The organism is Kribbella sp. NPDC050470 (assembly GCF_044458365.1).
Classification (GTDB): Bacteria; Actinomycetota; Actinomycetes; order Propionibacteriales; family Kribbellaceae; genus Kribbella.
In genome coordinates this window covers 299,224-314,842 of sequence record NZ_JBITHV010000012.1, presented here as the reverse complement: position 1 = coordinate 314,842, position 15,619 = coordinate 299,224, and the positions used below count along the sequence as shown (strand labels likewise).

Below are 15,619 nucleotides of genomic sequence, written 5' to 3'. Positions count from 1 at the left end.
GACTCACCTCCTCACACTCACACGGTCGCCCACACGCTACCAACCCCCACCCCATCCCGCGCCCCAATTTCCAGCGATCAGTCGCGGGCGGTTCGGCAGGCTAGGTGGAGGGCCAGGCGTTCGTCGGGGTTGGTCAGGTCTACGCCTAGGAGTTGCTGGATCTTGCTGATCCGGGCGGAGACGGTGTTGCGGTGGATGCCGAGGACGGCGGCGGTTTCGGCCAAGGAGGATTCGGTGTCGAGGTAGGTGGCGAGAGTGCCGACCAGGTCGCCGGGTTGGTGTTCGATCGGGGCGAGGAGGGCGCGGGCGGCCGGTTGGAACGTGTCGGTGCGCGTCCAGGCCAGCAGCAGTTGCGCGAGGCCGAGCCGGTCGACGTGTAGGAAGCGGCCAGTCTCCGGGCGACCGCGGGCGAGCCCGGCAGCATCGCCGGCCTCAGCAAGGGAGGTGGCGATGCCGCTCGGCCCGGGTTGTACGCGACCAACGCCGACATACGCGTCCACGGTCTGCACCAAACGGCGTTGGACACGCCGGATGGCTGCAGCCTGCTGCTGCACCTCAGTCGCCGTCGGCTCACGCGCGGCGGTGATCCAAGCGGACCAGCCGTCCCCCTGCTCGACCACCACCGCCTGCAACCCCTCAGCATCGAACGCCTCGACCACATCAGTACGGCGACCAGCCACATCCACCTGCCCGTCCGCACCGATGCGGATACCCGTGTGCCACCCGTCGAGCTGCCACCCCAGGTCCACGGCACGTCGCCGCGTCGCCTCGGACGGCTCGCCATGCAACAACTCCCCCAGCAACGACGTGCGCTGCCGAGCGTCCCGCTCCAGCTCCAACCGCCGCAACGCCAGCCGCTGCCCCACAGCCGGCGCAACCACAGTCAGCACCTCAGGTACGGCGGCCACCTCAGCCGCGACCACCCCGGGCAACCGAGCCACCAACCAACAAGCAGGCCCAGCACCCAACACGGACACCGCAATCAGCACTGCACCACTCGACAGATCCACCCGGTACGGCGCTGCCCACGCCACCGGCACCGCAGGCAACGCAGCAACCAACTCCGGTCGCTCAGAAGGCTCCAACGGCTCACCAGCCAATGTGCCGCCGTCAGACCCAGCCAGCGTGACGGGCCGTTCCAGTACGTCGGCCGCCGTACGCAGCACCGACTCCAGCTCACCGTCGGACCGCCGCAGCGCAGTCACCGCCCGCTGCACCAGATCGGCTCGCACCAACTCCGGCTCCGCCGTCACCCGGTTGAGGTAGTCGTGGGCAGCCAACGGATCCGGACTCCCCAGCACCGGCAACTGCAGTCGCTCGGCAAGCAACTGAGCCCCACGCCCCAACGGCTCCACCCCAGCCAGCAACACCGCCGCAGCACCCGCGGCCGAGGCCCTGCTGATCAGCGCATCGATCCGCCAGTCGGTGTGGTCCGACGAGAGCAGTACGACGAGCAGTTCACCGCCCATCGGCGCCGGATGCCCAGCGACATCCATCAACACCCGCGAGCCCTTCAGCGACGGCCCAGGCTCCGCCTGCCCACCACCCAGTACGACGACGTCCCGCCAGCCTGGCGAGGTCAGCATCGCAGCCAGCGCAGTCACGATGCCTCCAGCAACAGTGGGTCGCACGTGAGACCGAAGGCTCGCGGACCCACGTGGGTCAGCCGCTCGCCGTGCCGCCACCAGTCCGGCCCCGGCAACCCGAGCACCAGCACCTCGTCACCCGAACGGATCGCGTCGACCGCGATCGGCTGCAGCGTCCGCCGGTCCAGCACGCACACCAGGTCCGGTGTGGTCACCACCGGTACGCCGTCGACCATCGCCAGCAGGTACTCGTTCTCGGTCTCGATCCGGACCACAGCCCGACTCGGCTCATCGACAACACAGACTGTGCCCCGCCCGAACGCACCACCCGGGCCGTGCGACCGACCGCCGTACCGGGCCACCTCATCGACCCGCCCGTCGCCCAGTAGCCGTCCACCGAGTGCCTCGGCCACCTCGGACGGCGCTGCCGAGACAGGCAGATCGGCGTGGACGCGGCCGAGCTCGAGTGCACGTGCCAGGCTCCCGTTGACCGCGTCGGCGGTCGCAGCCGCGGCCGGTGTCGGCGCGAGGGCCAGCACTGCCCAGCCGCCGGTGTGGACGACGAAGCTCCGTACGGCGCGCTCCAGCCCGGCCGGATCGATGTTGTCGACGACAACGACCTGTCCGCCCGGCTCGCTCAACGCACACGGTGTCAGCGAGCGCCCGGCCACCGCCCAGGAGAACTGGTCGAGTCGCGGCAACGCCCGGCCCATCAGGTCGGCGTCGACGAACGGCAGGCCCATGTCCACTGCAGCGACCAGCGCGCTGAGACCGTTCAGGCCGCCCGCCTCCAGCGACATCAACCCGTCCACGGGCTGACCGGTCCACCGGCTGACCGCCTGCACTGCGGCGGCGAACTCACCCCCGCTCGGCAGCTTCTCGGTGAGCACACTGGTCGCCCCGACCACACCGACCGGGCTCAGGTTGCCCTCGACACCCGCCGACGCGTCGCGCAGCGACAGGTCACCGGTCCCCAGCCGGCGCTGCAGGATCCGTCCGAACGCCCGGCTGTCGCCGCCACCACCGGACCCGAGCAGCGTGACGCCGACGACCAACGCCCCCAGATCCTGCTCCCGGATGACCGTCGTCATGGGCCGATGATGTCACCGCGAGCACGGCTGTGGGTGGAACCCTGGCCCACCGCGGAGGGGTCGCAACGGTGGGCCGAGGTCTCAGGGGGTCGTGCCAACCAGGTCGGTAAGGCGTTCGACCGGGGCGAACTCCACGTCCAGTCCGAAGCACGACGGCCCGAACACGGCCAGTGCTTCCGGTGTCCGCATCAGGTCAGGCGTGGAGATGCCGACCACCGTGACGCGCTGCCCGTAGCGGAGGCCCTCCGTGGTGATCGGCTCGGCGGTGTCACCCTCCAGCACGCAGATGAGGTCCGGCACGGTGCACACGACCGTCCCGTCGACCTCCGCGACCAGGTTCTCGTTCTGGAACCGCAGTTCGAGCGAGGACTCTCCGTCGTACGACGTGAACCGCGCCCGCCCGCGCGCGAAGCCCTCGACGGTACGGCGCTCCACGTCGACCACCTTGCCGCGGAACAACACCCGCAGGTGGTTGTAGAGCGTCGGCGCCAACGCCGTACGGATCGCCTCGATCGGGTCGCTGTGCGACTCGCGCGCCTCCCGGACCGCACGCCCGAGCGACAATCCGAGGGACAGCGTCCGCGGTACGGCGGTGCGCTTCACGTCGGCGCCCGTCATCGAGTACTCCGCGATGTGCGCGACGCCGCCCAGCCGGATCGTGATCCCGCGGGCCAGCCACTCCATCTGTCGATTGTCGACACCCGTATTGATGACAACCGTCTCGTCGTGCTCGCCTGCAATCGCCATCGGCGACCCCGGTACGCCGTACACCGAGAAGGTCTCCATCTGGAGCTCGGGGAACGCGCGGCCCATCCCGTCGGCGTCGACGACCGGCAGGCCGGTCCGGGCCGCGACCAGGAGCGGGATCATCGAGTTGATCCCGCCGCACTCGATCGGCATGGTCGCGTCGGCGGTGCGGCCGAGGTGGTGTTCGAGGGCCCGGAGCGCGCCGACCGGTTCGCTGCCGCGCGGGATCTTCTCCACGATCACCGTTGGCGCACCCATCTGCGCGGTCGGGATGACGAACGCGTCGTCGTCGAGCTCGTCCGGATCCAGCACCGTCACCGGCCCGTGCTCCCGGATCGCCTGCTCCACCAGCAACCGCCCGATCAGCGGATCCCCGCCACCACCGGTGCCCAGGATCGCCGCCCCACGGGCAAGATCCCGCAGATGCTCGATCCCCAACTGCCAGCTCATACCGTCTCCAAGGCGCGGATCGGGTCCAGGTCGTAGCCGAAGTAGCGCGGGCCGACGAGCTCGATGCCGGCCGGCGAGTGCCAGCGTTCGTCGGACGGCGCGGCCAGGACGCTGACGCGTTGCCCGTAGCGGAGCGCTTCGGTGGTGATCGGCTCGCCGGATTCAGTGTCGAGCACGATGATCAGGTCCGGAGTGGTCGCGACCGCGGTGCCGTCGATCTCCGCGACCAGATGCTCGTTCTGGAACCGCAGCACCAGCAGGCGCCCGAGCGACGCGTCGAGCCCGTCGACCGCCGCGTCACCCCGCGCGAAGCCCGTCGTCGTACGGCGCTGAACGTCGACCACCTTGCCGACATGCAGCAACCGCCCGCCGAGCCGGTCCACGACCGCGGCCGCCGGATCACTGAGCTCACGCTGCGCAAGCTCGATCGCATGACCGATCGCGAGGCACTGGCTCAGCGTGCCCGGCACGAACGACGCACGGACCTCGGCCCCGGTCATCGCATACAGCGAGACGATCGCCGAACACCCCATGTCCACGGTCGCCGACCGCGCCAGCCGCTCGGCCCAGGTGTTGGAGATCGTGTCGAAAACCCCGCGGTTTCCTTTTTCGTCGACAATCGACATCGGCGTCGCCTCGATCCCGGCCAGAGTCGGCAGCACCATCTGCAGCTCTGGGAACGCGCGTCCCATCCCGTCGCCGTCGACCAGCGGCAGACCGAGCTGCGCGGCCGCGATCACCGGGACCGTGGAGTTGACCCCACCAGCCTCGATACAGGCGATGTGCGTCGGCGTCTTGCCGACGTACTTGGCCAGCGTCTCGACGGCGATCGCGATCTGGTCCGCGGACGGCAGCTTCTCGACCATCACGGTCGGCGCGCCCATCATTGCCACCGGCAACACACAGGCGTCGTCCGGCAGTTCGTCCACACCGACGATCTCGACGTCACCGTGCGCACGCAACGCCTGCTCGGCGAGCAGCCGCCCGATGTGCGGATCCCCGCCACCACCAGTCCCGAGTACGGCGGCTCCGCGCGCCAGCGCCTGCAGATCAGCGGCAGTCAGCGTCGTCATGACTGCCCCAACCGCAGGTCGCCGACCGCCTTGCAGCGGATCCGGGTCGCGTTGCCCGGCAAGTAGGGAATCGGTACTTCGTCGAAGTCGACGATCCGGACCGCCGCCGGATCGGCACCGGCCGCGACCGCCCGGTCCACCGCCTCCTGACGAGCCTCGTCGACCACCGCGTCGCGCCGGCCGGGATCGATCGCGTACACCCGATCCACCTCGCCGCCGACCTGGGCGATCGCCGCGCCGATCGCGTTCGCGACCGCGAAGTGATCCGGCCGATGGACGGCGAGACTGCCCGGCAGATCGTCCGGCAGCAGGATCGACCCACCGCCGACCGCCACCACCGGCAGCGGCTCGGGCGACGTCCGCATCCGCTCCACGGCGTCCGCGATGTCCGCCGCGACCCGGGCGAGCGCCTCCTTCACCAGACGCGGGTCGAGCTCGGTGACCAGGGCCGAGTCCCCGACCTCGGCCCGTCCGGACGCAACCGCGACGTCGGTCGCGGTCAACGTCGTACCGCCGAAGACCAGTGCTTCCTCGGTCAGCCGGTAGCCCACCGAACGCGGGCCGACCGTCACCAGGTCGTTGTCCTCGGCCACCAAACTGCCACCGCCGATGCCGATGCTCAGCACGTCCGGCATCCGGAAGTTCGTCCGTACGCCGGCCACGTCGACCTCGGTGGTCGCCTCCCGCGGGAAACCGTGCGTGAGTACGCCGACGTCGCTCGTCGTACCGCCGACGTCCACGACCGCGCAGGTGTCCAGGCCGGACAGCAGGGCCGCGCCGCGCATCGAGTTCGTCGGGCCGGACGCGAACGTCGCGACCGGGTAGCGGCGGGCGAAGTCGACGTCCATCAGGGTGCCGTCGTTCTGGCTCAGGTACAGCGGGGCGGCGATGCCGTGACCGGCGACCGCGCCGGCCAGACCGTCGACGATACTCGCGGCGAGCTCCCGTAGCGCCGCGTTGATGATCGTCGCGTTCTCCCGCTCCAGCAGGCCGATCCGGCCGATCTCGTGCGACAACGAGATCGCCACGTCGTCGCCCAGCTCGGACCGCAGGATCTCCGCCGCCCGCAGCTCGAACTCGTTGCTGACCGGCGAGAACACCGACGAGATCGCCACCGACCGGATGCCGTGCCCAACCATGTCCGCGGCCTGCCGGCGCAGCTCGTCCTCGTCCAGCTCGGCGATGTGCCGGCCGTCGAACTCGTGCCCGCCGTGCGCCAGGTAGCTGCGCCCGCTGACCGCGTCCACCAGCCGCTGCGGCCAGTCGACCAGCGGCGGCAGCGAGGCGGTCGCGGGCAGCCCCAGCCGCAGCGCGGCCGTCGGAGCCAGCCGCCGGGCCTCGACCAGCGCGTTGATGAAGTGCGTCGTGCCGATCATCACCGCCTGCACCTGGCCCGGGTCGAACGACCGCTCGGCCTGCAACCGGTCGAGGGTGTCGATGATGCCCGCGGTCACGTCCTCGCTCGTCGCCGACTTGTTCGCCGCGAGCACGGTGTTGCCCTCGAGCAGCACGGCGTCGGTGTTGGTGCCACCGACATCGATGCCGATACGCATTCGGATCCTCCTGGATTTCAGGTACGGCGGCCGACACCGGCCGCCGTACCGCGATGACTAGCTGGTGGCCGGGACGGCGGTGACTTCGGTGTCCTCACTGTCCATGGTGCGGCTGGTGCCGACGCCACGGACCAGGCCGAGCTTGCCGGCCACGACGTACGCGGCGAAGCCGACCACGAGCGAGTTGATACTGGGCAGGCCCCACTCGACGTACTTGCCGATCAGGGCGGCGCCGATCCAGATCACGATCGTCGCCGGCACCCAGGTCGGCGCGGTCGCGGGCAGCGCGCCGTGCTCACGGGACCGGTCGAGGTCGGGGCGCCAGCGCTTCACCACGAAGTACTCGGCGACCATGATCCCGGCGATCGGCGGGAACGCGACCCCGAGCAGGATCAGGAAGTCGGTGAACTTGTCCAGGATCCCGCCGGCCGCGAGCAGGCTGCCGAGGACGCCGACCACGAGCGTGACCACGGCCCGGTTGACGTGCCGGCCGAAGACGGTGCCGATGAAGTTCACCACGCCGAGGCCGGAGCTGTAGAGGTTCCAGTCGTTGATCTTCAGCGTGCCGAGAATGATGACGAGCGTGCCGACCCAGCCGACCGACGAGGTGACGATGGTGATCACGTCCGCCGAACCGACCGCGTGCGCGAGCAGGACGCCGGACAGGCCGATCACATACTCGCCGAGCGTGATGCCGACGAGGGTCTGCTTCACCACGTCGCCGGTGCCGCGGTTGAAGCGGGTCATGTCCGGGGTGATCACCGCCCCGACGATGAATCCACCGGCGACGAGCGTCGTACCCTGCAGCAGGCTGAGCTCCGGCCCGGGCGGCGCCGAACTCGCCAGCGCGCCGAGGCTGTGGTCGGACAGCTCGCTGATGATCGACCAGCCGACCAGGATGAGGAACGCCGGGACCGTCACGTAGGCGACCCAGGCCATCGAGTGGAACCCACGCAGTACGACGAGGGTCACGGCGAGCCCGAACACGAGCGACCAGCCCCAGGTCGGCAGCACGCCGATCAGGGAGCTCAGACCGGCCGCGGACACCGCGGACTGGATGCCGAACCAGCCGATCAGGCTGATCCCGATCGCCAGCCCGATCAGCGACGACCCCGCCTGGCCGAACCCGGCCCAGCGCGCGATCACCGACGTCTGCAACCCTTCGCGGGCGCCGATGATGCCGATCAGGATCGCGACCAGCTCGAGGATCACCGCGCCGAGCGTCAACGCCCAGAACGCGGTCCAGAAACTCATCCCGAACCCGAGCGTCGCCCCGAGCAGGAACTGACTGAGCGCAGAGATCTGCCCGAACCGCTGCGTCGCGACAGACCACCACGAATAACGCGCACTCGCCGGAACGCGGGCAAGCGCATAGTCATCGGTACCGACCTGTGAACCGGCCATAGGAACCTCCAGCACTGGGGATTCCACCGAACGTACGACGCAAGCCGACCCCGATCACCGTGGATTGTGCACACCCAACCCCACCCAACTGTGCACCCAGCCCATCCCCCACCTGTTGACCACCTCGTCCACTCAGCCAGAACTCGGTGGTGTGGAGCCCATCCGGGGTGGTTGAACAGCGTATTCCGGCTCTTCTGACTGATGTGTGGGTCAACTTGGTGCCCTAGTTCGCCACCCAGGGCGGTCGAGTGCACCGCGCCCATGCCACCCGGACCACCCGTGAACGGGATCCCGATGCCGCGGACCGCCAGGCCATCACAATCACCACCTCCAACCCGGCACCCGCCTGGCACCGCCGACGCCGGCCGATTGTGATGGCCCGGCGGTCCGCCCTCGGCGCTCACAAACCCGACAACCCAACGGTGTGCGCCCGGTCAACCCGCGCCCACACATCCTTCACAAGAGCCGGTATTTCCTGTTCAACCCCACGGCTTCCTCCGCGGTCCCACGAGTCCTGGCTGGGATCTGTAGCCTTGGGCCCGATGGATCACCGGCCCGAGTTCCGCGGAGCGCTGTTGCTGCGCGTCCTCGGTGTGCTCGCGCTGGCCGTTGGAGTCTTCGCCATGCACAGCCTGACAGCCCACCACGACGCGGCGATGGCCGCCCCGCCCACTCATCCGGCGCTGTCCGGCCACCACGGGGACATGGCGGAGCCGGCAGGAGCGGGCCGGCAGGAGCAGCACGAGAGCGTGATGCCTGCTGGGCAGCACGAGGTGGTGTTGCCGCTTGTGCTGCTCGATGCGCTTGGACGGGTGGACATCGCGCCCGCTGGTGAGCAGCACGAGATGGTTTCGGTCTGTGTGGCTGTGTTGACCGGGCTTCTGTTGTTGCTGGCGCTCGCGCTGGGTTTGCGGAGTCTGCTGGCGTGGCGACCCGTCGTGGTGATTCCGCCAGTCGGGCGACTGGTGGCGGGTGAGCGCTCTCCACCGTGGCCGAGGCCCGAGTTGTCGAAGTTGGGTGTGTTGCGGATATAGGCCGACGCGCGCCTTCCGCCGTACCCGAAATCTTCGACTTCAAAGGAATGCATGTGATGAAGCGCGTTTTCAGTTCGACTGTGTTGGTGTTGGCGTTGGCCGGTTGTGGTGAGGCCGCGGCACCAGAGCCTGGCTCGACCGCTACCGCCGCCGCGTTCAACGACGCGGATGTCAGGTTCGCGACGCAGATGATTCCGCATCACCAGCAGGCGGTGCAGATGGCGAGTATGGCCGGCTACCAGGCGACCACGCCTGAGGTGAAGCGTCTTGCGGTGGCGATCAAGGCCGCGCAGGATCCGGAGATCAAGGTGATGTCCGGGTGGTTGACCGCCTGGGGTAAGCCGGTGCCCAGCCCGGAGCACGGCGGCCACGGCGCGGCCGAGGAAGCGCCGGGCATGATGGGCGAGGAGGAGATGTCCGAGCTCGGCAAGGCGAAGGGCGCCGGGTTCGACCAGGCCTGGATGCAGCTGATGATCAGGCACCATCAGGGTGCCGTCACCATGGCGACGGCCGAGCAGAAGAGCGGCAAGGATCCGGCCGCCATCGCCTTGGCCAAGAAGATCCAAGCGGCTCAGACCGCCGAGATCACCACGATGCAGAACCTCCTCAAGAACAGCTGACCTAAAAGACTGCTGGGCTCCCACCGCGTCAGTGAGAGCCCAGCAGGGGTCAGCGCGCCAGGTCGGCCGGGTTGAGGTTGAGGCGGCGCAGGAGTTGGGCGTTGAGGGCTACGACGATGGTGGACACGGACATCAGGACGGCGCCGACGGCCGGGGACACGACGACTCCGGCGAAGGCCAGTACGCCGGCCGCCAGCGGGACCGTGATCACGTTGTAGCCGGTGGCCCAGGCCAGGTTCTGCCACATCTTGCGGTAGCTGGCGCGGGAGAGCTCGATCACCGACAGGACCGCGCGCGGGTCGTCGGCGGCGAGGACCACGCCGGCGGACTCGATGGCGACGTCGGTGCCGGCGCCGATGGCGATACCGACCTCGGCGCGGGCCAGGGCGGGCGCGTCGTTCACGCCGTCGCCGACCATGGCGACCTTCAGCCCACGGGCCTGCAGCTCCGCGACCTTGGCGTCCTTGTCCTGCGGCAGGACTTCGGCGAACACCTCGTCGATCCCGATCTCCTTCGCCACCGCCTCGGCCACCTGGTGCGCATCACCGGTGATCATCGCGACCTTCACCCCCCGCCGGTGCAACGCGTCCACAGCCTGCTTGGACTCCTCACGGACCTCGTCCTCCAACGCGACCGCGCCGAGCACCTGCCCGTCCCGGACCACGTGCAGCACCGCGGCACCCCGCCCCTTCCAGGCGGCTACGTCTGCTTCCAGCTCCGCCGGCTCCGGTACGCCGTACTCCCGCAGCAGCGCCGGACCGCCGACGGCAACCTCGTTGCCATTGACAACAGCCTGTACGCCGCGGCCGGTCAGCGACCGGAAGTCCGAAGCGGTCACACTCCCCCGTCCGCCGGCCGGAACGCGTTCCGAGTGCGCCCGGACGATCGCCTTGGCGAGCGGGTGCTCGCTGTCCGCCTCGACCGCGGCCGCCAGCTCCAGCAACTCGTCCTCGGTCACCGAACCGGTCGCCGCGACGCCGGTGACGACCGGCTGGCCCTTGGTCAGCGTGCCCGTCTTGTCGAACAGTACGACGTCGATCGTCCGCATCCGCTCCAGCGCGAGCCGGTCCTTCACCAGCACGCCGGCCTTCGCGGCGCGCTCGGTGGAGATCGCGATCACCAGCGGGATGGCGAGGCCGAGGGCGTGCGGGCAGGCGATCACCAGGACGGTCACGGTCCGGGTGACGGCCTCGTTGATCTCACCGAGCAACGTCCAGACTCCGAACGTGATCACGCCGGCGATCGACGCGAAGTAGAAGAGGAACGCGGCGGCCCGGTCGGCCAGCGCCTGCGCGCGGGACGACGAGGCCTGCGCCTCCGCGACCAGACGCTGGATCCCGGCCAGCGCGGTGTCGTCGCCGACCGCGGTGATCTCGATCCGCAGGGCGTTGTCGGTGGCAACGGTTCCGGCGACGACCGGGTCGCCGACGGCGCGGGCGACCGGGCGCGACTCGCCGGTGATCATCGACTCGTCGACCTCGGCCTGCCCGTCGACCACCGTCCCGTCGGCCGGCACGCGACCACCGGAACGGACCAGTACGACGTCGCCCGCCTGCAATTCGGACAGCGACACCTCGACCACACCGTCGGCGGTCACCTTCTCCGCCGAGTCCGGCAGCAACGCGGCCAGCGCGTCGAGGGCGCCGGACGCGGCGCCGAGCGCACGCATCTCCAGCCAGTGCCCGAGCAACATGATCACGATCAGCAGCGCGAGCTCCCACCAGAAGTCCAGGTCGAAGCCGCCGAGGCCGAGCGTGGTGACCCAGGACGCCACGAACGCGACCGTGATCGCCATCGAGATCAGCAGCATCATCCCGGGCCGGCGGGACGTCAGCTCGGACCATCCACCGGTCAGGAAGGGCCGGCCGCCGTACAGGAAGATCACGGTGCCGAGCACCGGCGCGATCAGGTTCGAGCCGGGGAACTCCGGCGGCATGTACCCGAGCAGGTCGGCGAACATCTCGCTGAAGAACACCACCGGCACCGCCAGCGCGAGGCTGATCCAGAACCGGTCCTTGAACTGCGCCGCGTGATCCCCATGCCCCGCATGCCCACCGTGATCGCCGTGCTCGGCATGCGCACCGTGCTGGTCGTGCGAAACGTGCTCGTGATGCTCATCCATGCCCCAGACTATACCCCCTAGGGGTATTGAAGGCAAGGGCACGACAAAGCCCCGCCACCCCCCAGCGGGGTGACGGGGCTGTCGGTAGCGGACTACAGCGGATCGATGTCGGTCAGGGTCTCCGGGGTCAGCTCGACCCAGCGGGTGATGCCGATCTCGCGGAGGAACGGGAGGTCGTGGCTCGCGACGACCAGGGCGCCGTTGTACGACGCGAGCGCGTCACGCAACTGCGCGGCGCTGGCCAGATCCAGGTTGTTCGTCGGCTCGTCAAGCATCAGCAACTGAGGCGGCGGCTCGGCCAGCAGGAGAGCCGCCAGCGTTGCCCGGAAGCGCTCGCCACCCGACAACGTGCTGACCAGCTGATCCGCCGAACGCCCCCGGAACAGGAAGCGCGCCAACCGCGACCGGCGCTCCTGGTTCTCCGTGCTCGGAGCAAGCAAAGCGAGATTGTCGACGATCGACAGGTCGTCCCGCAGCAGGTCCAGCCGCTGCGGAAGGTACCGGAACGGCACCACCGGCAACTCCCCCGCCACGATCGACTGCAGCAGCGTCGTCTTGCCCGCGCCGTTCGGCCCGGTCAACGCGATCCGCTCCGGCCCGCGGATCTCCAGCTCGACGCGCGCGCCGGTCCGCAGTTCGTGATCCTCCAGCTGCAGCACGATCCGCCCCGCGGGTACGGCGGTCTTCGGCAGGTCGACCCTGATCGTGTCGTCGTCGTGGACCTTCGCCTCCGCATCGGCCAGCGCCTCCTGCGCCGACTCCAGCCGCTCGCTCTGCATGCCGAGGTGCTTGCCGGCCGACACCTGCGCCCCGCGCTTCAGGTTGCCGGCGACGATCTTCGGGATCCCGCCCTGCTCGAAGGCCCGCTGCCCCCGCGCCCGGCGCTGGTCCATCTTCATCCGCGCCTCGATCAGGTCCTTCTTCTGTTTGCGTACGTCGGCCTCCGCCGCCCGCATCATCCGCTCGGCCGCCTCCTGCTCGACTGCGACCGCCTCCTCGTACGCCGTCAGGTTGCCGCCGTACCAGGTGATGTCGCCCTTGCGCAGGTCGCCGATCTGGTCGACCCGGTCCAGCAACTCCCGGTCGTGGCTGACGATCAGCAGCGCACCGCGGAACTGCTCGACGGCGTCGTACAGATGCCGCCGCGCCCGCAGGTCGAGATTGTTGGTCGGCTCGTCCAGCAGCAGTACGTCGGGACGCCGCAGCAGCTCGGCGGCCAGGCCGAGCAGGATCGTCTCGCCGCCGGACAGCTCGCCGACGTTGCGGTCCAGCCCGATCGCGCCGAGGCCGAGCTTGCCCAGCATCGCCTCGGCCCGCTCCTCGACGTCCCACTCGTCACCGACGGCGGCGAAGTTCTCCTCGGAGGCGTCACCGGACTCGATCGCGGTGATCGCCCGCCGGACGCCGTCGATGCCGAGCGCCTGGTCGACGCGCAGCGTGGTGTCGAGGGTGAGGTCCTGCGGCAGGTACCCGAGCTCGCCGCTGACCCGGATCGACCCACGTTGCGGCGTGAGCCGACCGGCGATCAGCCGGAGCAGCGTCGACTTGCCGGCGCCGTTGCGGCCGACCAGCCCGGACCGCACCGGCCCGGCGACGAAGCTGAGCCCGTCGAACAGCACGTCGCCGTCCGGCCAGGCGAAGAAGAGGTCCGTACAGGACAGGGAATGACTCATGTGCGCGTACTCCAGAAAGAGGTCTCGGACGAGACCGCGCACCGCGACGGGTGGCGATCACCGGCTGAAGGAAAGACCTCGGAGTTACAACGCAGACCCCTGACGTCGGGAATGGGACGTGACCAAGCCTACGGGGTCGTGGTTCACCGCTTCAACTTCTTATCCGGTGTTTGCGCCAGGCAACGATCACCAGGTCGACGGCCGCGACCACGGCGAGCATGCCGAACGCGATCACCCAGCCCTGCGGCAGGTCCAGTACGGCGGACAGCACCGCCGCCGTGATCCACATGGCCACGCCGAAGCACGCCAGGACCAGACGCAACGTCAGCGCACTGCGCGGTGGAGGCGGCTCGAACGCCATGCCTGCCCAGTACCCTTATGGGGCTTTGCGCAGCCAGGTCTCGACGCCGGCGATGTGGGCGGTCATCCACGCCCGGGCCGCCTCGGCATCGCCGATCTCGATCGCGTCCAGGATCGCGGCGTGCTCCAGCAGCGTCCGCTCGACAGCGCCGGCCTGGGTGACCCCACGCCAGATCCGGGCCCGTTGGGTCGCGCCGGAGATACCGTCCAGCAAGGAGCAGACGACCTGGTTCCCCGTCGCCTCGGCGATGCCGCGGTGGAAGCGCAGGTCGTTGGCGACCAGCTCCTCCACCTCGGCCTCCGGCGTCAGGTCGCTGCACAGCAACCGCAGCTCGATCACCTGCTCCTTGGTGATCCGGGTGGCGGCCAGCGCAGCCACGCCGGGCTCGAGCAGGCGCCGTACCTCGAAGAACTGCAGGACCGAGTCGTCGCGGTGCAGGTCGACCATGAAGTTCAGCGCGTCGAGCAGGTGCGCCGAGTCCAGGCTGGTCACGTACGTGCCGTCGCCGTGCCGGACGTCCAGCACGTTCACCAGCGTCAGCGCCTTGACCGCCTCGCGCAGCGAGTTCCGCGACAGGCCGAGCCGCGCCGCGAGATCCGCCTCCTTCGGCAGTCGATCCCCAGGCCCCAGTTCCCCCGAGGTGATCATCCCCTTGATCTTGACGATCGCCTCATCCGTCAACGCCATCTGGTCAGTATGCAGCCCTAGGGGCGTACTGCGATGGCATCGACCTCGAAGCGCATTTCGGGCAGGGCCAGCCGGTCGACGCCGAGCAGGGTCTGGACCGGCGGCTCGGCGGGCCAGCGCTCGGCGATCGCGGCGCCCAGGACGGCGAGCTTCTCCGCCGAGTGGTCGACGACGTACGTGCGCAACTGGAACACGTCGGCGTAGTCGAGCCCGGCCGAGCGCAGGGCGATCCCGAGGTTCTCGAACGACAACTTCACCTGCTCGGCGAAGTCGTCGACCGAGACCAGGCCGTCCGGTCCGGACGCGTACTGACCGGCGACGAAGACCAGATCCCCGACGCTCGCCACGTGGCTGTAGCCGAAGCCGGCCGGATCATGCAGCTCCGCTGGATTCGTGATCATCCCCACTCCTCACATTCTGGATATCTGATATCCAGAACATAGCATGCGGTCATGGCGACCACGCCGGGCTACTCGGGCAAGCCGCTCGCGGCCAAGCTGGGCATCAAGCCCGGCCAGGTCGTGCTGGTCGACAACGCCCCGGACGACTTCGCGATCGACGGCCTGCCGGACGGTACGACGATCGCGCGCCAGCCCGGCCGCACGCCGTACGAGGTCGTGCTGGCGTTCTGCCCGGACCGGGACCGGCTGGCGAAACGGCTGCCGCTGCTGCTCCAGAAGACGACGGCCGCCGGGATGGTCTGGATCGCCTGGCCGAAGCGGTCGTCCGGCGTACCGACCGACCTGGACGAGAACGGGATCCGCGAGCTCGCCCTCCCGCTCGGCGTCGTCGACGTCAAGGTGTGTGCGATCGACGCGACCTGGTCCGGGCTCAAGCTGGTCCGCCGGCTGACCAACCGGTGAGCCCAGTCGCGGCGAACTGGACTGATCCACAGCGTGAGCTTCACCACATTTCTGCCTAGTGCTGATCAGCACCCACCGCGAGTGGTCAGTTGCATACAGTGGCCAGGCACGCTCAAACGGTGCACCGAGAGTGACCGCCGGACCGGCCGGAATCCCACCTCTGCAAGGCGTCCCGGACTCCGGCCGAGTTTCCGTCCGGTCACTCACATCGGGACCCGGGGCCTGTGAGCTGAAACACCTGCCAGCACAGTGTTTCAGGCCTCGATCGATCAAGTCGCCAGGGCCTGACCACCCGACGCACTGGTCCGGTGGTCCCGGGCTGTGGAAGTGGTCCGCGTGCTATTAGCCTTGCCCT

The 15,619-nt window shown here is 69.4% G+C and carries 14 protein-coding genes; 3 read left to right on the top strand and 11 right to left on the bottom strand.

Going from position 1 to position 15,619, the window contains the following annotated elements:
• Nucleotides 1–77 precede the first annotated feature (77 nt).
• The 6 genes from ACIBGM_RS35065 to ACIBGM_RS35040 all read right to left on the bottom strand — a co-directional run bounded on the left by ACIBGM_RS35065 (nucleotide 78) and on the right by ACIBGM_RS35040 (nucleotide 7,904).
• Nucleotides 78–1,604, bottom strand: a complete 1,527-nt coding sequence (locus ACIBGM_RS35065) for a helix-turn-helix domain-containing protein (RefSeq protein ID WP_360532829.1) — start codon at nucleotides 1,602–1,604, stop codon at nucleotides 78–80.
• Complete coding sequence (locus ACIBGM_RS35060) at nucleotides 1,601–2,677, bottom strand: DUF917 domain-containing protein (RefSeq protein WP_396387978.1); 1,077 nt, start codon at nucleotides 2,675–2,677, stop codon at nucleotides 1,601–1,603. The genes ACIBGM_RS35065 and ACIBGM_RS35060 overlap by 4 nt, the downstream gene beginning before the upstream one ends.
• An 81-nt stretch (nucleotides 2,678–2,758) precedes the next feature.
• Nucleotides 2,759–3,874 (bottom strand): DUF917 domain-containing protein, encoded by a 1,116-nt coding sequence (locus ACIBGM_RS35055; protein ID WP_360532824.1) that lies wholly within the window; start codon nucleotides 3,872–3,874, stop codon nucleotides 2,759–2,761.
• Nucleotides 3,871–4,947: a DUF917 domain-containing protein gene (locus tag ACIBGM_RS35050; protein WP_360532821.1), complete on the bottom strand. Its 1,077-nt coding sequence runs from the start codon at nucleotides 4,945–4,947 to the stop codon at nucleotides 3,871–3,873. The genes ACIBGM_RS35055 and ACIBGM_RS35050 overlap by 4 nt, the downstream gene beginning before the upstream one ends.
• Nucleotides 4,944–6,500 (bottom strand): hydantoinase/oxoprolinase N-terminal domain-containing protein, encoded by a 1,557-nt coding sequence (locus tag ACIBGM_RS35045; protein WP_396387977.1) that lies wholly within the window; start codon nucleotides 6,498–6,500, stop codon nucleotides 4,944–4,946. The genes ACIBGM_RS35050 and ACIBGM_RS35045 overlap by 4 nt, the downstream gene beginning before the upstream one ends.
• A 57-nt stretch (nucleotides 6,501–6,557) precedes the next feature.
• A complete protein-coding gene (locus tag ACIBGM_RS35040) occupies nucleotides 6,558–7,904 on the bottom strand; it encodes a purine-cytosine permease family protein (protein ID WP_396387976.1) in 1,347 nt (448 codons plus the stop codon).
• Between the two features lie 542 nt (nucleotides 7,905–8,446).
• On the opposite strand from ACIBGM_RS35040, the gene ACIBGM_RS35035 reads away from it, so the two are divergent.
• Together ACIBGM_RS35035 and ACIBGM_RS35030 are read left to right on the top strand one after the other, a co-directional pair.
• Nucleotides 8,447–8,938 carry a hypothetical protein gene (locus ACIBGM_RS35035; protein WP_396387975.1) on the top strand — a complete coding sequence of 164 codons (492 nt, stop codon included), beginning with the start codon at nucleotides 8,447–8,449 and terminating at the stop codon, nucleotides 8,936–8,938.
• A 56-nt stretch (nucleotides 8,939–8,994) separates the two neighbouring features.
• Nucleotides 8,995–9,558 (top strand): DUF305 domain-containing protein, encoded by a 564-nt coding sequence (locus tag ACIBGM_RS35030; protein WP_396387974.1) that lies wholly within the window; start codon nucleotides 8,995–8,997, stop codon nucleotides 9,556–9,558.
• Nucleotides 9,559–9,607: 49 nt separating this feature from the next.
• Here the strand turns inward: ACIBGM_RS35030 and ACIBGM_RS35025 are convergent, their stop codons facing one another.
• The 5 genes from ACIBGM_RS35025 to ACIBGM_RS35005 all read right to left on the bottom strand — a co-directional run bounded on the left by ACIBGM_RS35025 (nucleotide 9,608) and on the right by ACIBGM_RS35005 (nucleotide 14,802).
• Complete coding sequence (locus ACIBGM_RS35025; protein ID WP_396387973.1) at nucleotides 9,608–11,680, bottom strand: copper-translocating P-type ATPase; 2,073 nt, start codon at nucleotides 11,678–11,680, stop codon at nucleotides 9,608–9,610.
• A 92-nt stretch (nucleotides 11,681–11,772) separates the two neighbouring features.
• Nucleotides 11,773–13,353, bottom strand: coding sequence for an ABC-F family ATP-binding cassette domain-containing protein (locus tag ACIBGM_RS35020; protein ID WP_396387972.1), 1,581 nt, complete (start codon nucleotides 13,351–13,353; stop codon nucleotides 11,773–11,775).
• A 151-nt stretch (nucleotides 13,354–13,504) separates the two neighbouring features.
• Nucleotides 13,505–13,714 (bottom strand): DUF6343 family protein, encoded by a 210-nt coding sequence (locus ACIBGM_RS35015; protein WP_360532800.1) that lies wholly within the window; start codon nucleotides 13,712–13,714, stop codon nucleotides 13,505–13,507.
• A 15-nt stretch (nucleotides 13,715–13,729) separates the two neighbouring features.
• Nucleotides 13,730–14,401, bottom strand: a complete 672-nt coding sequence (locus ACIBGM_RS35010; protein ID WP_360532797.1) for a FadR/GntR family transcriptional regulator — start codon at nucleotides 14,399–14,401, stop codon at nucleotides 13,730–13,732.
• 17 nt (nucleotides 14,402–14,418) lie between these two features.
• Entirely contained in the window at nucleotides 14,419–14,802 is a 384-nt protein-coding gene (locus ACIBGM_RS35005) for a RidA family protein (protein WP_396387971.1), read from the bottom strand.
• A 51-nt stretch (nucleotides 14,803–14,853) separates the two neighbouring features.
• Between ACIBGM_RS35005 and ACIBGM_RS35000 the strand changes: the two genes are divergently transcribed.
• Nucleotides 14,854–15,264: a DUF3052 domain-containing protein gene (locus tag ACIBGM_RS35000; protein WP_396387970.1), complete on the top strand. Its 411-nt coding sequence runs from the start codon at nucleotides 14,854–14,856 to the stop codon at nucleotides 15,262–15,264.
• The last annotated feature ends 355 nt before the right edge of the window (nucleotides 15,265–15,619 follow it).

Coding starts and splice junctions, on each gene's coding strand:
- ACIBGM_RS35050 (WP_360532821.1), bottom strand. CDS start 4,947: ATGACGACGCTGACTGCCGCTGATCTGCAGGCGCTGGCGCGCGGAGCC.
- ACIBGM_RS35005 (WP_396387971.1), bottom strand. CDS start 14,802: ATGATCACGAATCCAGCGGAGCTGCATGATCCGGCCGGCTTCGGCTAC.
- ACIBGM_RS35055 (WP_360532824.1), bottom strand. CDS start 3,874: ATGAGCTGGCAGTTGGGGATCGAGCATCTGCGGGATCTTGCCCGTGGG.
- ACIBGM_RS35045 (WP_396387977.1), bottom strand. CDS start 6,500: ATGCGTATCGGCATCGATGTCGGTGGCACCAACACCGACGCCGTGCTG.
- ACIBGM_RS35040 (WP_396387976.1), bottom strand. CDS start 7,904: ATGGCCGGTTCACAGGTCGGTACCGATGACTATGCGCTTGCCCGCGTT.
- ACIBGM_RS35010 (WP_360532797.1), bottom strand. CDS start 14,401: ATGGCGTTGACGGATGAGGCGATCGTCAAGATCAAGGGGATGATCACC.
- ACIBGM_RS35060 (WP_396387978.1), bottom strand. CDS start 2,677: ATGACGACGGTCATCCGGGAGCAGGATCTGGGGGCGTTGGTCGTCGGC.
- ACIBGM_RS35035 (WP_396387975.1), top strand. CDS start 8,447: ATGGATCACCGGCCCGAGTTCCGCGGAGCGCTGTTGCTGCGCGTCCTC.
- ACIBGM_RS35020 (WP_396387972.1), bottom strand. CDS start 13,353: ATGAGTCATTCCCTGTCCTGTACGGACCTCTTCTTCGCCTGGCCGGAC.
- ACIBGM_RS35000 (WP_396387970.1), top strand. CDS start 14,854: ATGGCGACCACGCCGGGCTACTCGGGCAAGCCGCTCGCGGCCAAGCTG.
- ACIBGM_RS35030 (WP_396387974.1), top strand. CDS start 8,995: ATGAAGCGCGTTTTCAGTTCGACTGTGTTGGTGTTGGCGTTGGCCGGT.
- ACIBGM_RS35015 (WP_360532800.1), bottom strand. CDS start 13,714: ATGGCGTTCGAGCCGCCTCCACCGCGCAGTGCGCTGACGTTGCGTCTG.
- ACIBGM_RS35025 (WP_396387973.1), bottom strand. CDS start 11,680: ATGGATGAGCATCACGAGCACGTTTCGCACGACCAGCACGGTGCGCAT.